The organism is Verrucomicrobiota bacterium (genome assembly GCA_034440155.1).
In the GTDB taxonomy this organism is placed as follows: Bacteria; Verrucomicrobiota; Verrucomicrobiia; order JAWXBN01; family JAWXBN01; genus JAWXBN01.
Genome location: JAWXBN010000026.1, coordinates 1 through 23,069, shown reverse-complemented (window position 1 = coordinate 23,069; position 23,069 = coordinate 1). Strand labels below are relative to the sequence as shown.

At 45.3% G+C, this 23,069-nt stretch carries 12 protein-coding genes and 3 tRNA genes; 4 read left to right on the top strand and 11 right to left on the bottom strand.

All coding sequences use genetic code 11. The features are described 5' to 3' along the window. Window positions 1-8: 8 nt before the first annotated feature. The 4 genes from hflX to SGI98_02680 are packed head-to-tail and all read right to left on the bottom strand — an operon-like array spanning window position 9 to window position 5,851. Entirely contained in the window at window positions 9-1,289 is a 1,281-nt protein-coding gene (gene hflX, locus SGI98_02695; GenBank protein ID MDZ4742310.1) for a GTPase HflX, read from the bottom strand. Continuing rightward, complete coding sequence (gene miaA / locus SGI98_02690) at window positions 1,279-2,205, bottom strand: tRNA (adenosine(37)-N6)-dimethylallyltransferase MiaA (GenBank protein MDZ4742309.1); 927 nt, start codon at window positions 2,203-2,205, stop codon at window positions 1,279-1,281. Before miaA ends, hflX begins: the two co-directional genes overlap by 11 nt. Next, window positions 2,202-4,817: an SUMF1/EgtB/PvdO family nonheme iron enzyme gene (locus tag SGI98_02685; protein ID MDZ4742308.1), complete on the bottom strand. Its 2,616-nt coding sequence runs from the start codon at window positions 4,815-4,817 to the stop codon at window positions 2,202-2,204. The genes miaA and SGI98_02685 overlap by 4 nt, the downstream gene beginning before the upstream one ends. 2 nt (window positions 4,818-4,819) lie before the next feature. Next, window positions 4,820-5,851, bottom strand: a complete 1,032-nt coding sequence (locus tag SGI98_02680) for a hypothetical protein (GenBank protein MDZ4742307.1) — start codon at window positions 5,849-5,851, stop codon at window positions 4,820-4,822. A gap of 88 nt (window positions 5,852-5,939) precedes the next feature. On the opposite strand from SGI98_02680, the gene SGI98_02675 reads away from it, so the two are divergent. Further along, window positions 5,940-7,583: a glycine--tRNA ligase gene (locus SGI98_02675; protein ID MDZ4742306.1), complete on the top strand. Its 1,644-nt coding sequence runs from the start codon at window positions 5,940-5,942 to the stop codon at window positions 7,581-7,583. A 103-nt stretch (window positions 7,584-7,686) separates the two neighbouring features. On the opposite strand, the gene SGI98_02670 is transcribed toward SGI98_02675, so the two are convergent. From SGI98_02670 to nuoF, 4 genes are read right to left on the bottom strand one after another with little or no spacing between them, the layout of a single operon-like run. Continuing rightward, the gene (locus SGI98_02670; GenBank protein ID MDZ4742305.1) at window positions 7,687-8,253 is read right to left on the bottom strand and encodes an NADH-quinone oxidoreductase subunit I; all 567 of its coding nucleotides are present in this window, start codon (window positions 8,251-8,253) and stop codon (window positions 7,687-7,689) included. 1 nt (window position 8,254) lies between these two features. After that, window positions 8,255-9,415, bottom strand: coding sequence for an NADH-quinone oxidoreductase subunit NuoH (nuoH, locus tag SGI98_02665; protein MDZ4742304.1), 1,161 nt, complete (start codon window positions 9,413-9,415; stop codon window positions 8,255-8,257). Then, window positions 9,412-11,058 (bottom strand): molybdopterin-dependent oxidoreductase, encoded by a 1,647-nt coding sequence (locus SGI98_02660; GenBank protein MDZ4742303.1) that lies wholly within the window; start codon window positions 11,056-11,058, stop codon window positions 9,412-9,414. Before SGI98_02660 ends, nuoH begins: the two co-directional genes overlap by 4 nt. Window positions 11,059-11,097: 39 nt before the next feature. Continuing rightward, entirely contained in the window at window positions 11,098-12,450 is a 1,353-nt protein-coding gene (gene nuoF, locus SGI98_02655; GenBank protein ID MDZ4742302.1) for an NADH-quinone oxidoreductase subunit NuoF, read from the bottom strand. 64 nt (window positions 12,451-12,514) lie between these two features. Here nuoF and SGI98_02650 point away from each other — a divergent pair. Continuing rightward, window positions 12,515-12,588, top strand: a tRNA-Gln gene (locus tag SGI98_02650). A 116-nt stretch (window positions 12,589-12,704) separates the two neighbouring features. Here the strand turns inward: SGI98_02650 and SGI98_02645 are convergent. Beyond that, complete coding sequence (locus SGI98_02645; protein MDZ4742301.1) at window positions 12,705-14,369, bottom strand: hypothetical protein; 1,665 nt, start codon at window positions 14,367-14,369, stop codon at window positions 12,705-12,707. A 151-nt stretch (window positions 14,370-14,520) separates the two neighbouring features. On the opposite strand from SGI98_02645, the gene SGI98_02640 reads away from it, so the two are divergent. Further along, window positions 14,521-14,597, top strand: a tRNA-Arg gene (locus tag SGI98_02640). Between the two features lie 29 nt (window positions 14,598-14,626). Then, window positions 14,627-14,703: transfer RNA gene (locus tag SGI98_02635), tRNA-Pro, on the top strand. 118 nt (window positions 14,704-14,821) lie between these two features. Here the strand turns inward: SGI98_02635 and SGI98_02630 are convergent. Next, window positions 14,822-22,675, bottom strand: coding sequence for a filamentous hemagglutinin N-terminal domain-containing protein (locus SGI98_02630; protein ID MDZ4742300.1), 7,854 nt, complete (start codon window positions 22,673-22,675; stop codon window positions 14,822-14,824). Window positions 22,676-22,729: 54 nt separating this feature from the next. Further along, window positions 22,730-23,069, bottom strand: a 340-nt coding sequence (locus tag SGI98_02625; protein MDZ4742299.1) for a hypothetical protein, incomplete at its 5' end; no start/stop codon positions are given.

The window sequence follows — 23,069 nt, the reverse complement described above, 5'->3', positions numbered from 1 at the left end:
CCCAAAGATTATTCTTTGTCTTGGACGATAAAATGAGCGAAACGGTGATGGAGGGGTTCGGGAATAATGGCTTCGATAAAGGCATTCTTATTCGTATATCTCTCATGGAGGATGGGCAATTTGCTGCGGACTTCAGCGATAGCGTGGGCATCACCGATCGGGATTTTTAAGCGGTAACGCTGGGAACGGTCTGCGAATTGACGCATAATCTCGTCGGCAAGCTGATCCAGCCCGGTATGGTTCTTAGCCGAAATCGCCACGGAGTTTGGGTAATGTTCGACTAATTGCTCAACGCGGTATTTATTTTCGAGTTTATCGATTTTATTAAAAACTAGAATCGTGGGTTTCCCCCAAGCTTCGATCTGTTGGAGAATCGCATCTACCGCCTCCATGTGTTGCTCGAAATGTTCATGTGTCACATCAATGACGTGTAAAAGTAAGTCAGCGTGGACGACCTCCTCCAGAGTAGCCTTAAAAGCCTCTATCAGATGCGTGGGTAATTTCCGGATGAATCCCACTGTGTCCGAAACAAGGATCGGGAGCTTATTGGGCAGGATAAATTGGCGGGTCGTAGGATCCAGTGTCGCAAAGAGTTTATCCATTGCGAGCACTCCGGCCCCCGTCATGGCATTCATCAAAGTCGATTTTCCCGCATTGGTATAACCCACCATGGAGACAACGGGAATACCGGTTCTCTCGCGCGCATGGCGTTGGGTAGCGCGGGTGGACCGGACCCCTCCGAGTTCATTTTTGAGGCGGGAAATTTTCTCCTGGATGCGGCGACGGTCGACCTCGAGCTGGGTTTCACCGGGACCACGGCCGCCGATGCCACCCGCCTGCCGGGAAAGGTGGAGCCACATCCGTTTCAGACGTGGCAAAAGGTACTGGAGCTGGGCGAGCTCCACCTGGATACGTCCTTCTTTGGTCCGGGCACGTTGGGCAAAGATATCGAGGATGAGTTCTGTGCGGTCGATGACTTTGACCTTAAAAATCTCAGACAAGTTACGTCCCTGTGCCGGATTTAGGTCATCATCAAAAACAACCATGTCTACTTTTTCACTTTTGCAGTATTCGGCCAGCTCCTCCGCCTTGCCTTTCCCTATATAATAAGCTGCTTTCGGATAATCCAGTTTTTGGTGGAAAACCCCGACCACCTCCGCCCCGGCGGAACGGGCTAACTCTTCGAGCTCTTCCAACGACTCTTCCACATCCCAAATGGTGTGTTCACCATGGACGAGGCCGACAAGCACGACTCTTTCGACAGGTACTGGGGCGAGTTTATGCATCATAATTTTCAATATCCCGGGCAATTTGCGCAGCGGCCAAGGCCATTGAGGACTCGGGCGCAAGTGTAATGAGTTTCATATCCGTTTCCTTAGAGAACCATGTTTTCTGGCGTTTAGCAAATTGCCTTGTCTTTATTTTGATTTCCAAGACACATTCATCCAAGGATGCTTTCCCTTCTATATGGGTCACGACCTCCTTATAACCGATTGCCTGCATCGCCACTGGGTTATGAATCAACCCCTTTTCGAGCAAATTGCGCACTTCATCCACCAATCCCTCTCCCATCATCTGATCAATCCTGTGGTTAATCCTCCGAGTCAGCTCATCCATGTCTCGATCCAGACAAAAAACTATTCCTGACCTTCCCTTCCCTTGCCAAGACGTGCGGCACTCGACCAATGACTTCCCTTCATGGGAACAAATTTCCACGGCCCGGATCAGGCGCCTCTTATTTTTCCAGTCTGATTGATTCAGTCCGTGTACACCGAAAAAGGCGACTTTTTCTTGGAGCTCATCCAGCGGGAGATCTTCGAGCTCCTCACGGAGATGGTCATTCCGGGGCAAATTGCTTTCCAGGCCGTAACGCAATGCCCTTATATAGAGACCTGTTCCTCCTGCATATAGGGGTAATTTTCCGTTTGAAACTATTTTTTCTTCTGCAATTTGCGCGTGACGAAGATATTCGGCTGTATCAAAAATATGGTTTATCTCCACCAGATTAATCGTGTGATGGGGTATAAGTTTTTGTTCCTCAACTGATGGTTTAGCCGTGCCAATATCCATCCCCCGGTAAACCTGCATCGAGTCAGCAGAAATAATCTCCAACGGAATCAACTTGGCCAATTCCAGTGCAATTTGCGATTTTCCGGATGCGGTCGGCCCGACAAGCGCAAAAAATGGGGGAATCTCTTTACTCACTGGCTTTGGCTGGCAGGAGCCGTGTCACTGACACAGCGGAACCCGATATCTTCACGTTTTTCATGCGGACTAAAATCATTAATGCGGAGGGACATTTTCACATCCTCCGTGTACCAGCTACCTCCACGAACCATAGGCACTTTGACCACCGATATTTTTTTACTCCGGTCCCAGGTATCGGTCCATTCCGAGACATTCCCAGCAAACCCGATAACCCCAAAAGGACTCTTATCATCTTTCTTAGCATCGACGGGTGATACTTTATTGAATCCGTCTATTCCACCGGGGGTCGCATAGAATGCGCCGTTATCTGTCCCTACATTTGCTTTTTTGGCATCCGGCTCATTACCCCAAGGATACACATATCCTTTAGTGCCACGAGCCGCCTTTTCCCATTCTTCCTCTGTGGGTAATCTTTTTCCGGCCCATTTTGCATAAGCATAGGCATCGTACCAACTCACGTTAAATACGGGACTATCCCAAGAAAGTAACTGCCCCTGTTTACCCGGTATGGGGAAAGGCATTTGTTTTTGAATTGCACTCAGGACGGCCGTCCAGTTCTTCGGTGTATTATCCCTGTCTTTACTGTCCTGCTGGTATTGGGCATTTGCTTTACCCACCGTCGCATTTAAAAACTCTTTGTACTGGTAAATGGTAATCTCATATTTATCGATCCAGAATGCTGGCAGCGATTTCGTCTCACCATTTTGGTAAATAAATTCCCCCGCAGGAATCTGGACCATCTCAATAGTGGTCAGGCGGGGTTTCTCTGAACGCAAAGCCCAGACGACCCCCGCAGCCAGCCCCAGCAGCACAAATAATCCCACCACTGCAATGAGAAAATTACGTTTCTGTTTCTTCTTCATCTCTGCCAGCGCCTTGATTGCCGACTGGTCTTGTTGGGCGATTTCTATTTTTTGTTGGGGTTTATAGGCGGATTCGATTTGTTTAACATCCTGCTGGAGGGCAGCATAGGAATCATACCCTTGATCCCCAAAAAGAAGCATCCTCCCCAATAAAGAAAGAACCTGTGGCTGCATGCCTGGGGCTTTGGTGAAAGGCTGCAGGGACACACCCAACGCATTGATTTCAGAAGATACCATCACATTATTTTCCGGGTGAATGATCGCCGGATTGGTGATTTTCACATTCCCGTTAATATCCACAAGGACATGCCTTGCCTCGACCAAATGATGCCAGATTTGATTCCGCTGCAAATAGGTAAATGCTGTACAAATGTCGAGGATCAGCTTCAGGATTTTGACGTTATTCATGCTCCCTGGATTCTCTGCGAGTTTCTCCAGGGATTCACCCATGAATATTTCTTGGGAATAATAATACCACCCTCCGGACTCACCGGCTTCAAAAACAGCCGTAATATTCGGGTGTTGGAGCTTGGCCTTTGCCGAGGCTATATCCAGAAAACCACGGGATTGGAGTGGATCCACGGCGCGTTCAGCAACAAGGACTTTGAGGGCGACCTTACGGTTAACGCCGATTTGAACAGCCTCATAAGTCTTTGTATAGGCATCCTCATACATAAGCCGGTTTACCTGGTAATTACCGACTTTTTTACCGATCAACTCCGAATGATCCTGAGTACCAGAAGCTTCCTTTTTCTCATCACGGATCCTTACGCCTTCCATCAAGATGTGTTCCCATCCTACTTTAATCGTCTGAGGACAAGGGAACTCTCCCTCATCAAAACGAAAACTGCCGTAATCCCATGCAATAATCTCGTAGACGGCTTGTTCCCCCTCATAGATGCCGCATTCAGCGTGTTTGAGGGCGCCTTTATGGATATAAACATTTCCATGATGATGGTCGCGGCTGAAAACTAATTTACCTGTGCGTCCGCTAATACAACACATTTGAAGGATATCCACGAGTGAAAATTGGTCGAGGTTTCCGGAGAACCCCTTCTGTTCCTCTTCTTCTTTCTGCCTTAAGACCTGGGTAAATCCTTTTTTCTGACCGGTCTCCATATTCTCGCCATACTCTGAAACAAAAGCCGGTTTAACAGGACTGATTAGGCTGGCTGATTTCGCCGCGATCTGGTGGATACTTTCGACGATAGGCTGGGCAGTAACCGCGACAGCCTTCACCACCACCGGGACTGCCTGGACTACAGGTGCAGCAGCCTCAATGACTGGCGTAATAACCACCTCTGGTTCCGGAGCAGCAACTACCGGAGCCACCTGTACAGCCACGGGCTGTGGATCCGCTACTGCGACGGGAGTGGCAGGTCCTTTCTTAAAAATCAGTGGGACTATCGCCGCAATCAAGCCTTGGGCATCAACCGGTTTTGCCAGTACTGGTATCCCTGCCGCCCTTTCATCACCGATGAGATAGGCAGGATCATATCCTGTGAGGAATAAAATAGGAATATTCGGATAATTCCCCTTCAGAAAAGCCGCCAAATCACCACCGGAAATTTCTGGGGTATAAATTTCGGCAACCACCAAATCAACTGTCTCTTTCTGCAAATAATGATTCAAATGCTCCCAGTTTTGAGCTTGAAGCACCTGATAATTTGAATAGGGTGAAAGGATCCCGACAACATGTTGTAATGCTTCGTTGTCAGAATCAAAAACGAGAATTCCTTTAGACATATTTAAGGGGCCAAAGTTTCTTTGGCAGGAAAAAGTTGGGCCAACTGGGAAGGATCCGCATAAACATCTTGTAGTTTATTATCATAATATATCCTGATAATATAGCCATATAAATTTCTTGATATTCCACTATTATTAAGCTCTTTCTGCCAAGTCCCCCTAGGAACCTCATAAACGACTTGCATAAATTCGGGCCCATCAGCCCAGTCCACATAATTATCGATAAAATTTGCCTTAACACGGGCTTTGGTAGAGACCACTTGGTTATTACTCAACAAGTCATAGAAATAAACCTGTATTTTGACCAAGGCCGGATCAATGACTTTCACCGCACTTTTGCTTCCTACCTGTATTTTAAGGAGCATCCTCTCATCAAAAAGGGCACTATTATCCCTTTGTGTATCCACGTTATCCACAAAGACAAATCCCTCCCCGGTAGGGATCTCTGCAGGCACCCCGGAAATATCAGTCCCTTTTTCATCCAGTTTTTTTCTCAAAACATCCATTTTCGCCAATGTCTCAGTATGAACCCTGCTGCTTTTATTTGTTTCTAGTTCCAAAACATTTTGCCATGAGTCTATCGCTTTTGGCTTATCATCAAATGACTCATAAAGCTCTGCAAAGGCCACATGGGTAGACGTATAATCTGGGCCTATTTCTAATGCCTTTTGAAGGTTGGTTAATGAGAGCTGGAAATTCCCCGCATACCTTTCTTTGGTCGCCGCATCAATATAATCCTTGATTGTTTTGATTTGGGCAGGTGTTAAAGGGATAATCACAGGAGCCGGAACCACTGTCTCAGGAATGACCACTGTTTGATTGGTCTGAATTGGAGACGGGACAGTCGGGGGCAAGGTCGCCACCTGTTCGACTTTTTCTTTCGTGGAGATGGATTGTTTTGAAAGCATTCGTCCAAAAGGCACTACAAAAACCGAGAAGAGAAAGGGGATCGAAACCATCACACCAAGAATGATCAGGGAGGCAATAAATATTTTCCCCTTTCTGACCCTCATTTCATCCATTGCCGTAGCCATCTGACTTTATATTCCTTTCGCGACTTTCTTGACAGGTTATCCTATCAGGATAGTCTCATGTCTTCCAATTATAAAAAAGAAGAATGTTATGGCAGAAGATACCAAAAATAACCAGCAATTGATGGAAAAGATCGTCGGCTTGTGTAAACGCCGGGGCTTAATTTTCCAATCCAGTGAAATTTACGGGGGAATCAACGGATTCTGGGACTACGGTCCGATGGGGGCTGAGCTCAAACGCAATGTCAAAGATTACTGGTGGAAATGCATGACTCATTGGCGTGAGGATATTGTCGGGCTCGACGCCACAATCATTATGCACCCTTCTATCTGGAAAGCTTCCGGTCACGTCGACACATTCTCCGACCTCATGAGGGAATGTACCTTGACCAATAAACGAGTTCGAGCCGACCAAGTCGATCCTTCCTCCGGTATCGCTTACTCTTACACGGGTGCAAAATGCGAAAGCTCTGGTAAGGAGTCGCTCGAGTCTTTCCATGTCCTCATCGCTATTGGGAAACCCCCTGAAAGTGCACGCAAAGTCGCCCTCCAGTATTATACGAAACGCGGTCTAGAAAAGCCCGTACTCGAGGGTGAATCCTCGCAAAAAATCGAGAATACGAATGATTTCCACCCAGAAAGCGGGGCGAAACTCAGTGAAGCACGTCCGTTTAACCTGATGCTCAAAACCTATGTCGGACCTGTCGCCAGCGAAGAAAATGTCGCCTACCTGCGTCCAGAAACAGCCCAAGCCATTTTTGTGCAATTTAAGAATGTCCTTGAGACTTCTCGGATGAAAGTCCCCTTTGGTATCGCCCAAGTCGGTAAAGCCTTTAGGAATGAGGTAACCCCTCGTAATTTTACTTTTCGTAGCCGTGAGTTTGAGCAAATGGAATTAGAATTTTTCATCAAACCCGATGAAATCGTCCAGCAAATCGCAGGGAATATCGCATCTGCCGACGAAAATACCCCCCTACCCGAACCCGAAAATAACTGGGGTTGGCAAGCTTGGCATATCTACTGGGTGCAACAACGCCTAGCATGGTATGAATCAATCGGCCTTGGACTCAATACCCTTGAACTTTACTGGCAGAAAAAAGAAGAACTCGCCCACTATGCCCGTGCTTGCGTGGATATCCTCTACAAATTCCCCTTTGGCACGCAGGAACTCGAAGGAATCGCCGCTCGTGGATCTTTCGACCTGACCCAGCATCAGGAACACAGTGGTAAATCAATGGAATATTTCGACGACGAGGCCAAAACCCGTTATGTCCCCCATGTCATCGAGCCTTCAGCCGGGGCCGACCGCCTCGTCCTAGCCTTGATTTGTAATGCTTACCATGAGGAACCAGTAACTGATGATAAAGGCAAAACTGAAACCCGCGTCGTGATGAGATTTCATCCCCGTGTCGCCCCCATTAAAGTCGCCACCTTCCCGTTACTCAAAAACAAGCCAGAGCTTGTCTCCAAAACAAGGGAAGTATTAAACCTGCTGCGTCCCCATATGAATGCTTTTTATGATGATGCCGGATCAATCGGTAAAAGATACGCGCGCCAGGATGAAATCGGCACACCATTCTGTGTCACAATCGACTTTGAAACTATCGAAGGCGTCCGCGAAGGTGAGCTCACCGGTGAAAAAGATACGGTCACCATCCGCCACCGCGACAGCATGAAACAGGAACGTTTGCCCATCAGCAAATTGCTCGCCTTCATCCAAGGGCAAATTGCTTAACCCGACTCTGACAGATGTTAGGATTAATAAAAAACCGCTGAACCAATAAGTTCAGCGGTTTTTTTATGATAAAAATGGAGATCTTAAAAAGAGAATTATACGATTACTTATTTTTCCACTTCTTGATCGGCAGAGGTAAGACTCCCCCCATATCATAAAGTTTCTCTTTATCGTGGACCATCTCAGCCCGACTGGAGCCTGTAATCGCATATTCTTTCAGGAGGAAAATAGCTTCCTCGGGGCAAACTTCCTCACAAAGCCCACAGTAAATACAACGAATCATATCTATCTCAAATTCCTTGGGCGCTTTTTCTACATTCGCATGGCGTTCGTCCTGAGTAAATCCCGGTGTAATACGGATCGCTCGCGGAGGACAAACAAACTCACAAAGCTGGCAACTCACACATTTCTCACGATTATCCTCGTCTTTAACCAGTGTGGGCGCACCACGGTAACCATCCGGCATGGGCCATTTTTCTTCCGGATACTGCATGGTAAATGTCCCGCGTTTGGACATTTCCAAGCTCGGGTGGAGCTTGGGTTCTGTCCTCATCCCGATATTAGCGAGGAAAGATTTTTTGAGATGTTTCAACGTAATTGCCATCCCAGCAACAATCGTCGGGAGATAAATTTTTTCGTACCATTTAAGCTGTGGCCTGTCGACAATCATATTAGCCTTTCAAAATTAATAACACAATCATGGTCAAAATCAAATTTGCAATCGATAAGGGAAGGAATACCTTCCAACCCAGATTCATCAACTGGTCATAACGAAAACGCGGTAATGTCCAGCGAACCCAAATAAAGAATAACATAAAGAGAATCATTTTCACTGAAAAGGTGACCACATGAAGAATGGCTAATTTCAGAGAACTCCACAAACCCATTCCTTCCGCCGAAACAGGTAGAAACGGAAAATGCCAGCCACCGAAGAAAAGGGTGACCATGAGTGCTGACATCACAATCATTGCAGCATATTCACCCAAGAAGAAGAGAGCAAAACGCATGGAGGAATATTCAGTATGATAACCGCCGACCAGCTCTGTTTCACATTCAGGCAAATCGAAGGGCAAACGATTTGTTTCTGCAAATCCTGCTACTAGGAAAATAATGAAAGATAGCAGGAATGGTAGCCACAAAATCCAGCTAGTAAGGTGAAAGCCCAGAGTTTCTGAGAAAAACGGCATCGCAATCCATCCGTTTTTCGCCTGCCAGATGACAATATCACTGAGGTTTAACGTACCCAAGATCAGTAAAATAGGCATGATGGCCAAGCCCATCGCGATTTCATAAGAGATTAACTGCGCCGTGGCACGAATGGAACCGAGGAATGGATATTTTGAGTTGGAAGCCCAGCCTGCGATGACAATCCCATAAACGCTCAATGAGGAAATCGCGAAAACGTAAAGTAGTCCCACATCCAGATTTGCGACTACCAGCTGAATGGGTGAAACAACAAATTCGTAAGACCCATAAATGAATGTGTAATTCACATTAATGGTACTACCAAAAGGAATGACTGCAATCGTCAGCAAAGAAGGAATCATCGCCAAGGATGGAGCAATCCAGAAATAGAGCTTATTCACATGTGCCGGAGTAAAATCTTCTTTTAGCAGGAATTTAACGGCATCGGGAATCGGCTGGAAAAGCCCGAACGGACCGACACGATTAGGGCCAAGGCGGTCTTGGATCAACGCACTAATACGGCGTTCAGCATAAACACTGTAGGACACAAAAGGGAGGAGAAATGCAAAAATAATCAGCCCGCTTTTCACCAAAGTAATCACCAAAGGAACCATCCATTGAAGAGAATCTGTCAGTGCCAAAATCATAATATTTGAACTCCTGAATCACTGATTTTCCCATAGTTCAAACCATTGAGAGCGGTCCATTCTCCCGCCATATCCGTAAAGACACTGGCTTGGTCATAATAGTCTTTTGCTCCCAAGGATGTCCGTATCCCCTGAATAATCTCCCAGTCATCCATAGCGGCAACGAGAGGTTCAATGGCCTTATTCATTTTCTGGATACGACCTTTGAGATTAATCATCGTCCCGCGTTTTTCCACCCAAGTCAGACCGGGTAGAATAAAATCAGCTTGGTTATCTGTTTTAAGATTGCGCGAAGACACAGTCACCAAAAGCTTGAGGGCGGCGAGTTGTTCAGGATTAAAACCGATATCCAATAAATCTTCGCCAAAAACCAAGACCGCCTTAATTTTTCCGGAGGTAATACTGCTCGCAATTTGCGCCAGATTTCCACCGGCTTCACCTGTGATCAATCCGGAAAGTCTTGCCCCATTCGTATTAGGATTACGGTCTGTCACCATCAAAATACCATCAGCAGACTGGGTCCTAGGATAAATATCGGTTTGGGTGACTTTTAAATCGTCAGCCAGCTTTTTAGTCAGGAAAAGCTCTTCACAAGTCATTCGTCCCGATGCGATAATGGCAATTTCTTCTGGTGCAAATTGTTTCAGTCCAGAGGCGATTCCTGTAAATGCATCGATGAATGTTGGCTCATTGTGGCCTTTGAATGATTTGATTTTCACCCCATTCGCACGGTTTTCCGCTGTAAATGAATAATTCAACCGTCCCGAATCACACATCCAAGAGGAGTTTACGTCATTATTTTCACGGGGCACCTGGCGATACACCACATTTTCACGGGTGGAAACAATCGTATTACAACCCGTCGCGCAACTTGTACAAATGCTCTTAGTCTCTTTGAGGAACCATACACGCATTTTGAAACGGAAATCCGTGCTGGTCAAAGCCCCCACAGGGCAAATATCCACGGTATTCAAGGAATAGTTGTTATCGAGTTTTTTATCCGGATGACAGGTCAATGTATTATAGCTGCCCCGGTTAACAAATCCCAAGACATCATCTTTGACAATCTCCTGGCAGAAACGGATACAACGGGAACAAAGAATACAACGTTCGTCATCTAACGTCACGCGTGGCCCCAGCTCCACTTCCTTGGGTTTTTTGACTTTATTTTCGACAAAACGCGATTGACCAGTGCCGTATTCGATCGAATACTCCTGCAATTTGCATTCACCGGCCTGATCACAAATCGGACAATCCAGCGGGTGGTTAATGAGTAAAAGTTCCATAACCCCATTTTGACAATCTTTAACGAGTGGGGAATCAGTTTTTACGCCCATGCCTTCAGCTACTGTATTCGCACAGGAAATCATCGGGCGTGGCATCCAACCGATTTCAGGTTTCCCATCTGCACCCATGATTGGTTTACGATCGGGACCCATTTTAGGCATGCCTGCTTCGATCATACACATACGGCAGTTACCGGGAGTGCTGAGTTTCTCATGGTAACAGTAATGAGGGACAAATTTTCCGGCTTGTTTAATGGCCTCGATCAATTTCATCCCCTTGGGAAATTGCATCCATTGCCCGTCTATCTGGACATTGACCAGATCGACTTGCAGTTTTATTTCAGTAGCGGCTGTCATGGAAATTTTCTGTGATTAAGGGTTACTCGTTAGAATTTGTCAATGGGTGGAATGAACGCTCCCGGCTTCCATTTCAGCCGCCTTCGCTTCAAACTCATTTTTAAATTTTGCCACAAAACTCTGCGTCGGCCAAGAACAGGCCTCGCCAAATGCGCAAATGGTCCTTCCGGCGATATTATCCGCCACACTTTTGAGGAGGCTGGTATCCTCTGTACGGGCCCCGCCATGGGTCATACGCTGGGTGATCTTGCTCATCCATAATGAGCCTTCCCGGCACGGTGTACACTGGCCACATGACTCATGCGCATAGAATTCATTGATGTTAGCGAGGATATCCACCATATTCCTCGTGTCATTCATGACAATAACGGCTCCGGAACCCGCCATGGAACCCACCGCCGCCAAAGTATCAAAATCCATGAGGATATCCTCAATCCCGATTTCCTTTTCGATCATGGAGCCATCAGCTGCTTTTTGTTTGATATTGTAGCGTTCACCAGCCCTCAAAACCTTTGAAGATGAGCCACCGGGAATAACGGCCTTTAGCTTCCCACCTTTTACCCCACCACAAACATCATAAATTAATTGCCCTAAAGTAATTTCCCCCAGTGCAAACTCATAATAGCCGGGTTTATTCACATCCCCACTCACCGAGAGGATATGGGTCCCTGTATTATTAGGATACCCCATCTTGGCATATTCAGCACCGCCCATGGCGATAATGTGTTTCACACTGCAGAGGGTCTCCACATTATTCACGATCGTCGGGCACATGTATAAGCCCAGAACGGCCGGGAAATAGGGCGGTTTAATCCGGGGATAGGGTCGTTTCCCCTCGAGTGACTCGATCAAGCTGGTTTCTTCGCCACAAATATAGGCACCCGCGCCACGGTGGACATACATTTCAAGATCGTATCCCAAACCTAAAATATTCTTCCCGAGGAAATTCTTTGCCTTGGCCTCTTCTATGGCCTTTTCAAGAATCCTCGCCCCATATTGAAATTCCCCGCGGATATAAATATAGGCCAATTTTACATTATTTGCGAAACAGGCTATTGCCATCCCCTCAATCAACTGATGCGGATCTTTATGGATCAACTGGCGGTCTTTAAATGTGCCCGGTTCGGATTCGTCGGCATTACAGATCAAATATACTGGCTTGGTGTTTTTGGCCGGGTCAATAAAGCTCCATTTCACTCCTGTACTAAAACCAGCCCCGCCCCGTCCCCTGAGTCCTGATGTCTTAACCTCGGTAATAATATCAGCGGGCTTCATCCCCAAAGCCTTCTTCAGGTCGTTATATCCCCCATGATTGAGATAGCAGTCGATATCAATTGTATATCCCTGCTGATCAATATTTTTTAAAAGTATGCGCTTTTCAGGCGTAGCCATAAAATTCCCAAGTTTCTTGACGACCCTTGTAAAAGGTCGTATTGGTTTATACAAGTTTTTTCATTGCCGATTAGTGTAATGGTAGCACAAGTGATTCTGAATCACTTTGTCTAGGTTCGAATCCTAGATCGGCAGCCATAAACATTCCCAAAAATTAGTACATGTGAAATTTTTCACAAGCTGAATTTTTGATCAAATCAGTGGGATTCAACTGCTTCTAACTTGTTTTTCCCGCCGCCGCCCGGATGTCAATACTATATTTTAGGCGTAAGCCTGTACACTCTAATATTTCCTGACTCAGAAACAAAGACCGGCGCGATTCCACCATTTTCCCGGCTAAAAGTATCCAAATAGGAGCGATACCTTTTATTCAATGTGAAATCTGAGACTACAAACACGGGCTGATCGTGGAATTGAGAGGCGACCTTATTCAATAACAAGGCCAACTTCATCCGCTCTTCCTCCATTTCCTCTGGAGTTAATTGTGCCCCCACGGAGACCATCAGGAAGGGTTCTGGCCCGTTCATCGCTTCTAACCAAGCCCCAGATACACCGTATTGCCTGGCTTTTTGCATCGTATTCATGCCCCCCAGCAAAATCATCTTAGGCTGCTCGGAAGATTTCTCTTTAAGCCACGCAAGGTACTCTTTGTATTCGCGCACCTCCAGAGGATCGGTCTTGTCCACTGACTCATGATTATCAGGGGAAGAAATGGCTACCGACATCCGTCCAACGACAAAGGGAAGATTCATGATCATTGTCGATAAGCATAATGCATAAAAGAGCCATCGCCCCATCCTGTCAAAACGGAGTAATACCCCTCGCAAACCCAAAATCACCAAGGGAAGTACAGGCACCCAAAACCTCCCTGTAAATGGCCATGTCCATACAAGGAGCATACCAAGGTAAGGAATCAAAAAATACAATAAATAACGGCCTTCTTTACAGAGTAATAGTCCCAAAATAAATAAACAGCCGACAATCCCCCCTGCAATAAGGGGTATGATCGGCTTATTGGTCGACGGTTTTATGGATTCCTCATAAAATGGAAAAAGAACCTCCCCTAAAGACTCTACTCCATTACTCAAATTATGAACGGCATTCATACCGATACCATTTACTAGACCGATTAACCCGTCCCTATGAAAATCATTCTGATAGGGGACTAAATGATAATGATACGATGTGTAGTAACTCAAAATTGCCGTCATATCGGCTTTCTGGCCAGGTCGGACAAATGAGGATTGATAGATTTTAAGGATACCCATAAAGCAAGCCGTCGATACGACTAATAAAATCAGCATTCTGTACTGTTTTCTTTGAAAGAATGCTGCTGCTGACCCGGCAATAATCGATATTCCAATACTCCGGGTCAAAAGTAACCCTGCCGAAAGCAAACAAATGACCCCTTGCCGCTTCTTATTCATGGTTTGGGCGGGATATGAATCATATGCCAGCATAACACCAAAGAGCATAAAAAGAGCCTCAGACATCGGAGAGGCAAAAACCATGAGGACATGGTAATTAAAAAAAATGGCGCCCATCCCGAAAAACTGTTCCAAAGGTGATAACCCCAATCGTTTTCCCCAAACAACTAATAACCAATAAGCCAATAATCCCGTGATAACGCATTGGAGGAGAATATAAGCCCTCTGAGCCATCCACGGCGTGATAAAACCAGTTGTTTTTATCACAAGTGCAAGGACGCATGTATAGAGAGGGGGATATTTAGTAATCGAAGGGTGCCCGGGTAATGTATCGACGGTAAAAGTCCCATGATCGGCTAAGGATTCTGCTGTTTCTTGATAAATCACCTCATCTTCAAGAATACCAACAAGACTAGCATGGGCACAGAGGTAAACTAGGAGGACCGGCACCAAGATTAAGACGGTTGTATAGAGGTTTTTTTGAAACTTCATGAACAAAATCATTTTAAAAAACCCGTATTCAATATCAAACCTGTTTTCTCGTGAAAAAAGAATATTGCCTGACTATAAAGTTTTTTGCGATATTTTTTATCTTCGGACTTGAATAATTTCCTTAGTTCTCCATGCTTCTCAATTCTGGAAGGCACCCATAGCTCAACTGGATAGAGCATCTGACTACGGATCAGAAGGTTTCAGGTTCAAATCCTGATGGGTGCACCAAAGTATTTTTTTTATCGATTATTAATTGTCGGAGCGTAGCTCAGCTTGGTAGAGCGCCTGGTTTGGGACCAGGATGTCGCAGGTTCGAATCCTGTCGCTCCGACCATTTTTTTTGATCAAAAAATGCCAGATATAATCGATCCCTTCACCTCTCTTCCCGCGACACAACTTCCCCGTATAATAAAAATGTCTCTCTATTGGAGGAAACTTAATAAAACAAAGTCCTAGAAGGAACGGTTATCAGGCAAGATCGGAGGTGTCGTCTGGGTTGCAGATGTTTTTCTGACTCTTTTGCGGTTACGCACATCCTCATCCATCATATCATCGTAACTATCAGCTGATGTGAGATTAAATGATGAAAACCCCGCCATGACTTTTCCTTTGCCCGCACCGGCCACATTATTGTAAAGCATGTTATTATTGAACTGGCTGTAAATCTGCGCCCACCCAAAGAAATCAGCAAGGTAACGGCTATCTTTAGGCCTCAAACGGTCACTATACCATTCGTTAACAAAGGCGAAATTCTGTATGAATTGTGATAATAATAATGCATTCGGATTAATAGCGGTTGATGAAGATGATGGACTAGGACTAGGAGTCGGAGTCGGTGTCGGAGTCGGTGGTGTGGGGGGGATAGGAGGAGGTGAAGCGAGGGAATAAAGCACACCGCTATTTACAGTATCAGCCGGGGTGGTCGGATAAGTGAGGTTATATTGCTCAAAGACTGGGGTGAGACCTCCCAAGGTATTTGCCAACGGAGAAACTGAATAAACAAGATAACGGCTTCCTGCGGTCGGGCTTAAGGCAGTAGCTCCGGCTGAATTAATAAATCCCACATCACTGACCAGTGTAATATCATTACCAATACCAGATGCAGCAATTTGCGCATTTAATGAGATGGCTCCTCCGAAACTAATAATCGTAACATCACTTGCTGTATTTCCGGTATTAATATTGCCATTGATGGCCAGAGCACCTGTATCAGTATAACTAAAGTCCCCCCCCCTGCTGACCGTGCCAAGTGCCGCAAAATTATTAGCTGAATTAGTCAGGACAATTGTCCCTGCGGACGTTAGTGAAAGGGTGGATCCCTGCCATGCGCCCGATTGGGTCACGGCTCCACCAGAATTCACTGCCAAATTCCCGTTAATAGCCAATGCCGCTAGATTGATGGCCCCTAGATTGTTGAGTTGGATATTCTGTAAATTCCCCCCTAAACCAGTAAACCCGACTGTCCCAAAGAAATTATTCAGCGGACTTCCCAGATACACGGATTGACCGGCACTCGCTACAAAAACGGAATTCCCACCCACAATCAACATCCCGGTATTCGTAATTGTTCCATTTAAATTGGTTACATTAAGATTTCCTGTCACTTGTGAGGCGGCCAGATTCAGGGAACCATTATTTAAGACTGATGCATTATTGGCATTCACGATTGAAAGGCCTGCCATTTGGTTAGTAAACCCGCTCAAATTCAAGTCGTTACCGGCACCTGCATCAAATGAAGCTAAACCTCCGACAACAAGTGCACCTGAGTTAGTGATCCCGTTGGCCACCACGGTTAAGTTACTCGTTAACTGGAGCGGCCCGATTGCCAAACCCGTTTGGTCATAAATACTGATATTATTCAAAAGTCCGGGGCTATTGTTTGTAAAGGAAACACCCCCTCCAAAATCATTGCCGGTTTGGTCCAGAATAATATCACTACCACCCGCAGCGATAAACTGGCTATTGCCCCCTATTTCCAAAACACCATTGAGTGTTTGTGTAATATTACTGGCGGCATTCACGGCCAAATCCCCCGAGACCCCAGTATTAATATTACTTATAACAATTGATCCCCCCGTATTCGTATAAGCAAAATTTAATGACCCCACCGCCACAGAGGCATTGGTTATTGTAGTCGTTAATGCGTTTTCACCCACGTTATAGGTGATATTTCCTCCATCCACAATTGATTGGTTTGTGACGGTGCCATCTGTCTTTACAGCCAAATCTGTCAATGTCGTGCCGCTAGTCACATTCACTCCGTCACCTTCACTGATGACGGTTAGGTTAGGTGATCCATTGATATTAAATGTTGTAGTCGATCCGATGGAACCTCCCGCATCTAATACCACATAACCCGTCGTATTAAGTCCCGCTCCACCATTGTCGTTGATATTGCCCTTTGATCGTAAACGGACATTAAGCGCACCCGCATTTGCGCCGTCGGAAATCAGGTTTGTCGTATTCGCGCGATCACCAATTGTTACTTTACCTGTGGAGGTGATATTAGCGAGTTCAGCATTATTCACATAGAAATTACCCCCATTATTATTACCTACATTGACTGTCGTATTACTGAGTGATGGCCTCAAAACAATATCACCGGCACCCGCATTAATTGTCCCCAATATAACCACATCCGAGGCAATGATCTCATTGGTCCCTCCGCCTGTTGTCACAGCGGCTCCAGCGGCTTGATTATACTGGCCTGCCCCATTTCCATCTACATCCGCATTCACAAGCAAGCCCCCCCCTTGTGTATTGATATCGACTCCGGCGGTAATCTGCACACCGTTCTGCGCAAGGAGATTCAGAGTTCCATTCGTAGAAGTCACATCACTATTAATAAAGAGATCCCCTTGTCCGGCACTAATGATATTTGTCCCGTAGGCACCCGAACCCTGAATCAACACATCCCCGACTACCGCAAATTGGCCAGAGGTATTATTCACCAGTTGGAAGCTACCTGTATTAGTCGAACCACCCAAACGCCCTAAAGCTGTGGTCATAGCCACATTTTTGGCATTCTGTATAATGACTGTACCCACTCCACCGATCGTTAAATCCTTTGTCGATCCACCTGGATTACTGATATTCCCACCGGTATTAAATACCATCGTTTTGTTATTCCGTAACGTCAGGGTATTATTTCCGGTAAAGTTAAATACCACATCACTGGAGGCACCCAAGAGATTCACATTCATATCACGGCTGGCCAAGTTAATGCTCCCCAGACCACCGATGTAGATCGGGGCGATTCCGTCCACCCTGCCAATATTCACATTGGTGGTGATCAGATTTCCAAATGCCCCTGCTGTTAATCGGAATGCCCCATTAGTATCATTCAATCCAATGGAAATATTATTTGTATAGGGTTGTAGGGTGATCGAATTCGTTCCTGTCACAGTTTTAAGCAAATTCAAAGACCCTGCTTCCAGTGTGACACTGGCTGACCCCGCATTGATTGTTCCATTACTCGAACTTGTTAATGTGCCGTTTGCTGCACTCAAGAATATATTATTATTCAAAGAATTAACAATTCCTTGAACATTCAAGTTTGTATTATTAGCTATTGTTAATGTACCTGTGGTCCTGGCACCAGACAGGTTCGCCACTGAAGTGCGCAGGTTTACGGTGGAACTGGAATTTACTAGAACCCCAAAGTTACCTATTCCTAATGTACCGTTTGGCCCGCCAATCGTAATGTCTGTTTGATTGAGGCCAGAGTTCAACACACTTCCACCCGTGTATATGGTAAAACTCTGATTTTGACTTAATGCGAAAGTGTCAGCCGGATTCTGGAAGTTAAATGAGACAGGACTTCCCGAGCCAAACAGAAGGAAAGATGAATTTGCATTTGTTAAGTTAATCGTGCCTAATGATCCAATATTGATAGGCCCCGTTCCAGACTCACGGCCAATTTTAACAGAGCTGGTTGTTAATTGAGCCAATTCTGTCGCAGTTAAACTAAAAGCTCCCGTTGCATCGTTCAAAGCTATGCCTACTGCATCCGAGCGCGGAGCTAGTGTAATCCCTCCTTGTGCTGTGATGTTTGAGATAATGGCTATTGAATCAACAAACGCTGCAAATTGCTGTGTTGGGCCCATTGTTAAATTCCCTTGGTTGGTCAGAGATCCCCCATATACTGTTAAATTATAAGTCTCTGATGACAAATTGACTGGACCAAGAGAACCTATACTAATAGCCCCACTTCCGTTTGTTCTGCCAACCTCAACTCCTCCAGTCGAATCTAGGAGCATTAACTGAGTCGTTGTCAGGTTATAATTTGCAGTTGCATCATTGATTGAAATAGTAGATGCAGGATTATTAGGACGCAAATAAATCCCCGCATTAGCACTGATTTGGCCACCGATATTGATCGTATCAGACTCTATGGTTATGGTGCTACCTCCTGCACTCAAAGTTCCTGATGATGTATTCGCAAATTGACCATTATTAGCTCTGATGAATATGCTACCTGACCCACCTCCTGAGCTGACAGGACCGTTGAGGGTAATATCTCCAGAAGTGGTTGTAAGGCTAATATTGATTTGAGCTGCTGCAGTTTGTATGCCTGAGGCACCGACAGCAAAACTACCGGCATTATTAAATGTAAAGGTATTCTGTCGGAGATTACCTGTGACATTGTTCACATTATTTTCACCGGTTAACGCAACACCTTTCGTAGCAAATAAATCTAGATTATTTACCGTAATTCTTCCGGTCCCTATAATATCAGCTCTCGTTTTAAGCGACAATGTATCGAAAGCACTAATAGTTATATCCCCTGCCAAACTGATTTGGCCAGAAGTCGTATCACCAATTCTTACATTACCTGCACTTATGTTATCAACGTCTTGCTGGTTTAAATATAATGCCCCAGCAGCTCCTGGCACGTATGCTCCTTTTGTACCCAAAGTAATAGCGCGACCATCAGTCAAAGATACTACTTGTGTTTCAATGGTAATCCCACCACCAGGAGGAGGTGTCCAAGTAATGGTCGGGGCTTCAGTATATCCGGATCCTTTTCCAGTTACAGGTAAAAATACATCATATGAATTATTTCCAGGCGATATTTCTGTTTGAATATAACCTAAAGATAATCCAGAACCATTACCATCAACAGTTGTTACTGTATACGTGGCGACTGGTGTTGCTGGATAACCGTTATTTATTGGGAGAAGAGATCCAAACAGTCCATTCATCGCTATCGCGGAGACAGATCCACCCTTAGTAAATGTATTTAGTAAAATCTCGCTCCCAGTATTTTGTGCCACAATCCTTCCAAAAATATCCATACGATCAGCTGTCAATGTACCTCCTGAACCTATCGATAAAAGAGCATTAGTATTAATTTGAATTTGTGCTGCCGAAATTGATCCAGATCCTCCACGAACCAATGCTCCTGAAGATAAAGTGAAAAATCCATTACTTGATACGCCATTTGTTGGATTTGCCATACTAAACACTACGGCCGAGTTACCGGCATCGATATCATAGTCAGTAGGACTCGTTACTGTATGAGCAATGGTTAACACACCATTACCCTGTTCGACAGTGATTGATCCATTCTGAGTCCTTAATCCTTTATAACCATCGACTTCTCCAATGACAAGATTTGTGCCTGCATTTGCAAAGGCTATACTTGCTGCTCCCGTAACTCGGCCTGCTATTGTATATGCATCCACCAAAGGCCCTATCGGAGCAAGATTCCCAAAATTAACACTACCATTTGCTTCAAATGCAAAATTACTTACTGTCAATATATTAGCAACTGAAGAAATTCCTCCACCAGACTTAAGGGTCAATGTTTGTACGTTTGTTGGGACAAATGTAATATCGCTTTGAAACGAAATCGACGTAACATTACTACTACCCAATTGTAAGGTGGGTGTAATAAATTTACTTAATGTTGAAGTGGAAAGAGAAAGGATACCATTAACAAAATTTGTTGATCCTAGAATCATTCTTGCCTGATTTGCAGGCATTACGTTGATACGGTCCGTTGATACCACATTAGTATTAACTATCATTCCATCAGCGATGAGAGTAGTGATTCCGCCAGCTGTATTACTGACTGGTCCATTTATGTAAAGTAATGTTGTAGGTTGTAAGGCGCTTAATGTTATGTTTCCTCCGTTAGTTGTTACGACACTACTTACGTATAAATTCACACTCGTACTAGCCGCTCCACTAAATCGAGATGCCGTCAGATGAACACCACCTCCTTGTCCAAAGGCAGAGACTCCATTTGTACTTGTTGTAACAATCATCGGATTAGTCGACATACCAATAGAACCGGTTGTATTACTTCCCGCCCCGGCACTATTAATCCCAAAATTTACCGAATTACCAACAATTTGAGCATTATTACTTACCATAAGAATGCTACTTCCTGCTGTATTTCCTGAGTTTGTGACTAAAACATCCCCCGCCCCAGCATTGAGATTTGCCAAGACGATATTTCCTGATGTTTGTCCAGCACCAGCACCTTGACGAACCTCAATTGAAATATCTCCCGCATTAAGGGATGTATCAATCGTGGACCCGGGCAGCATAAAAAATCCACCAACACCTGCATCACGTTGTGCCGTTTGTACAAATATATCATTATCATTAGCTATCGCAGTAAAGTCACCTCCGAGCCTAATGGTCGCATCGGAGGCTTGGCCGATAAATATCGAACGTCCTGCTTGCAAAGTCAGGTCAAAAACGCCATTGGTCGCAATCACATCTGTGGCAATAATAATGTCATTATTTGCTTGGAGCACCATGGATGCTAGGTTCAGATTACTGACGATATCCGATGCGAGGAAGGTATAATCCAGTGTGGGATCATTCACAAAAAGGTTATTGACTGTGTTTGTATAGGAGGCATTCACCGCCCCTGGAATACCGGAAACCGTTATATTTTTCGGATCAAGGAGTAAAGTTCCTGCCGTCCCGTCAAATGCACGAAGGTCTGTAGATCCACGATAAATGAGATTTTCTTTACCGGAAACTTCAGCCAAACCTCCCTTACCTCCATCGACACCACCCCTAGCACTGATTGAACCATAAAACTTTGTGGTATCATCGGACCAGACGACGACTTTTCCCCCATCACCATTACCTTTGGCATCGGCAATGAGTTTGGTATCCGCTGTCACTGTTGTTTTTTGGGCATTTTTGACATCAGGATTTTTGCCTTGGTAATCCCCACCGAGTAAAATTTCTCCGCCACCCGTTTGTCCGGATGCATCAGCACGCAAACCCATAGCCCCCACTTTCACTCCTGTGATCTGAATACTCCCGCCTTTATCCGTATCAGATGAGGCGTTGATTTCTCCGGAAACTAGCGTGGTATCTTCTGATTCGATTTTTATTTTACTTTTCCTCGCTGTTGAAGTTGTTTTCGCCTGGATAACCGAGGAATCCGTAGTGGTCACATTTTGACCTTTTACAAGGATTTCGCCGGAGTTATCAGCCATAATTGATCCGCTATTGATAATATTTCCTGCTCCGTTACCGATGCCCCCCGCTGTTAATTTAACCCGTCCCCCTTCTTTTACGACACCCGTAGCATGAATACTGCCTTGGTTATTGATCGCGTAAGCATAAATATTTCCTTGGGCTTGGAGGTCTGCATGGAGGGCATTTATGGAGCCTTTATTCACTACCCCGTCACCCACGACAGAATTGCCATTATACCCCGTTTTCACAAAAACACGGTCTTTACCTTTTTCACTCAGTAGTACCTCTTTACCAGCGGCCATATAAACGCCACCCTTAGGAGCATTGAGTTGTCCATGATTTTCCACTTGCCGGGCGAGCATGACGATATCCCCTGAGTCAGCTTGGATTTTACCTAGGTTAACGACTTTGGCGCTTGAATCTCCGACAAAATGCAAATCACCACCGGCCATGAAATTTTCGTTGTTTACATCCATGGTGGAAGCAAGAAACCCCGCCGTATTAATTTGTGCCCCGTTACCAAAAATGATTCCATTAGGATTAATCAGGAAGACCTGACCATTGGCTGACAAGGCTCCCATAATGGCTGAAGAATCGCCCCCAATAACACGATTTAGAACTGCGGCCCCAGGACCTGATTGGAGGAATTTCGTCATTTCCCCCTGATTAATCGAGAAACTCTGCCAGTTAATAATCGCCCTGTCCCCTGTCGTGATATTCAGGACATTGGGGTTATTACGGTCGAAAGTGGCTCCTCCCCCGACGACTTGCTCACCTGTCGGGTTGGCCAAAAGGGTAAACACAGGAATAAATACTCCCAAGCAAATTAAAAATATGGTGTTCGCCATTTTCATAATGCCGCTCTGGTGAGCCTTATTTTTTAAACTACTCAACATGATTTTACAATCCTAATATGATGCAATAATCCCTAAGTTCGCCATGGACGAATCGGGATTATTCGTAATATTTTTGCGCTGCAACTGAAATCCGTAATCGAAACGAACCGTTAAATAGGTATTAATCCGGTATCTCAAGCCTGGTCCTACTCCCAACAGGTCATACTCAGCAGTCTGGCCGGGCTGAGGGGAATGCATCCCTGCATGACCATAATCTATAAATACCAAAAATTGCAATTCGTCCTGTAACTGCGGAAAATCGAGTAAATCGCCAAAACTGACGGTGGGTGATCTCAGCTCAGTGGAGAAAAACACCCCATTGTCACCATTAACCACGCGTTCAGGATACCCA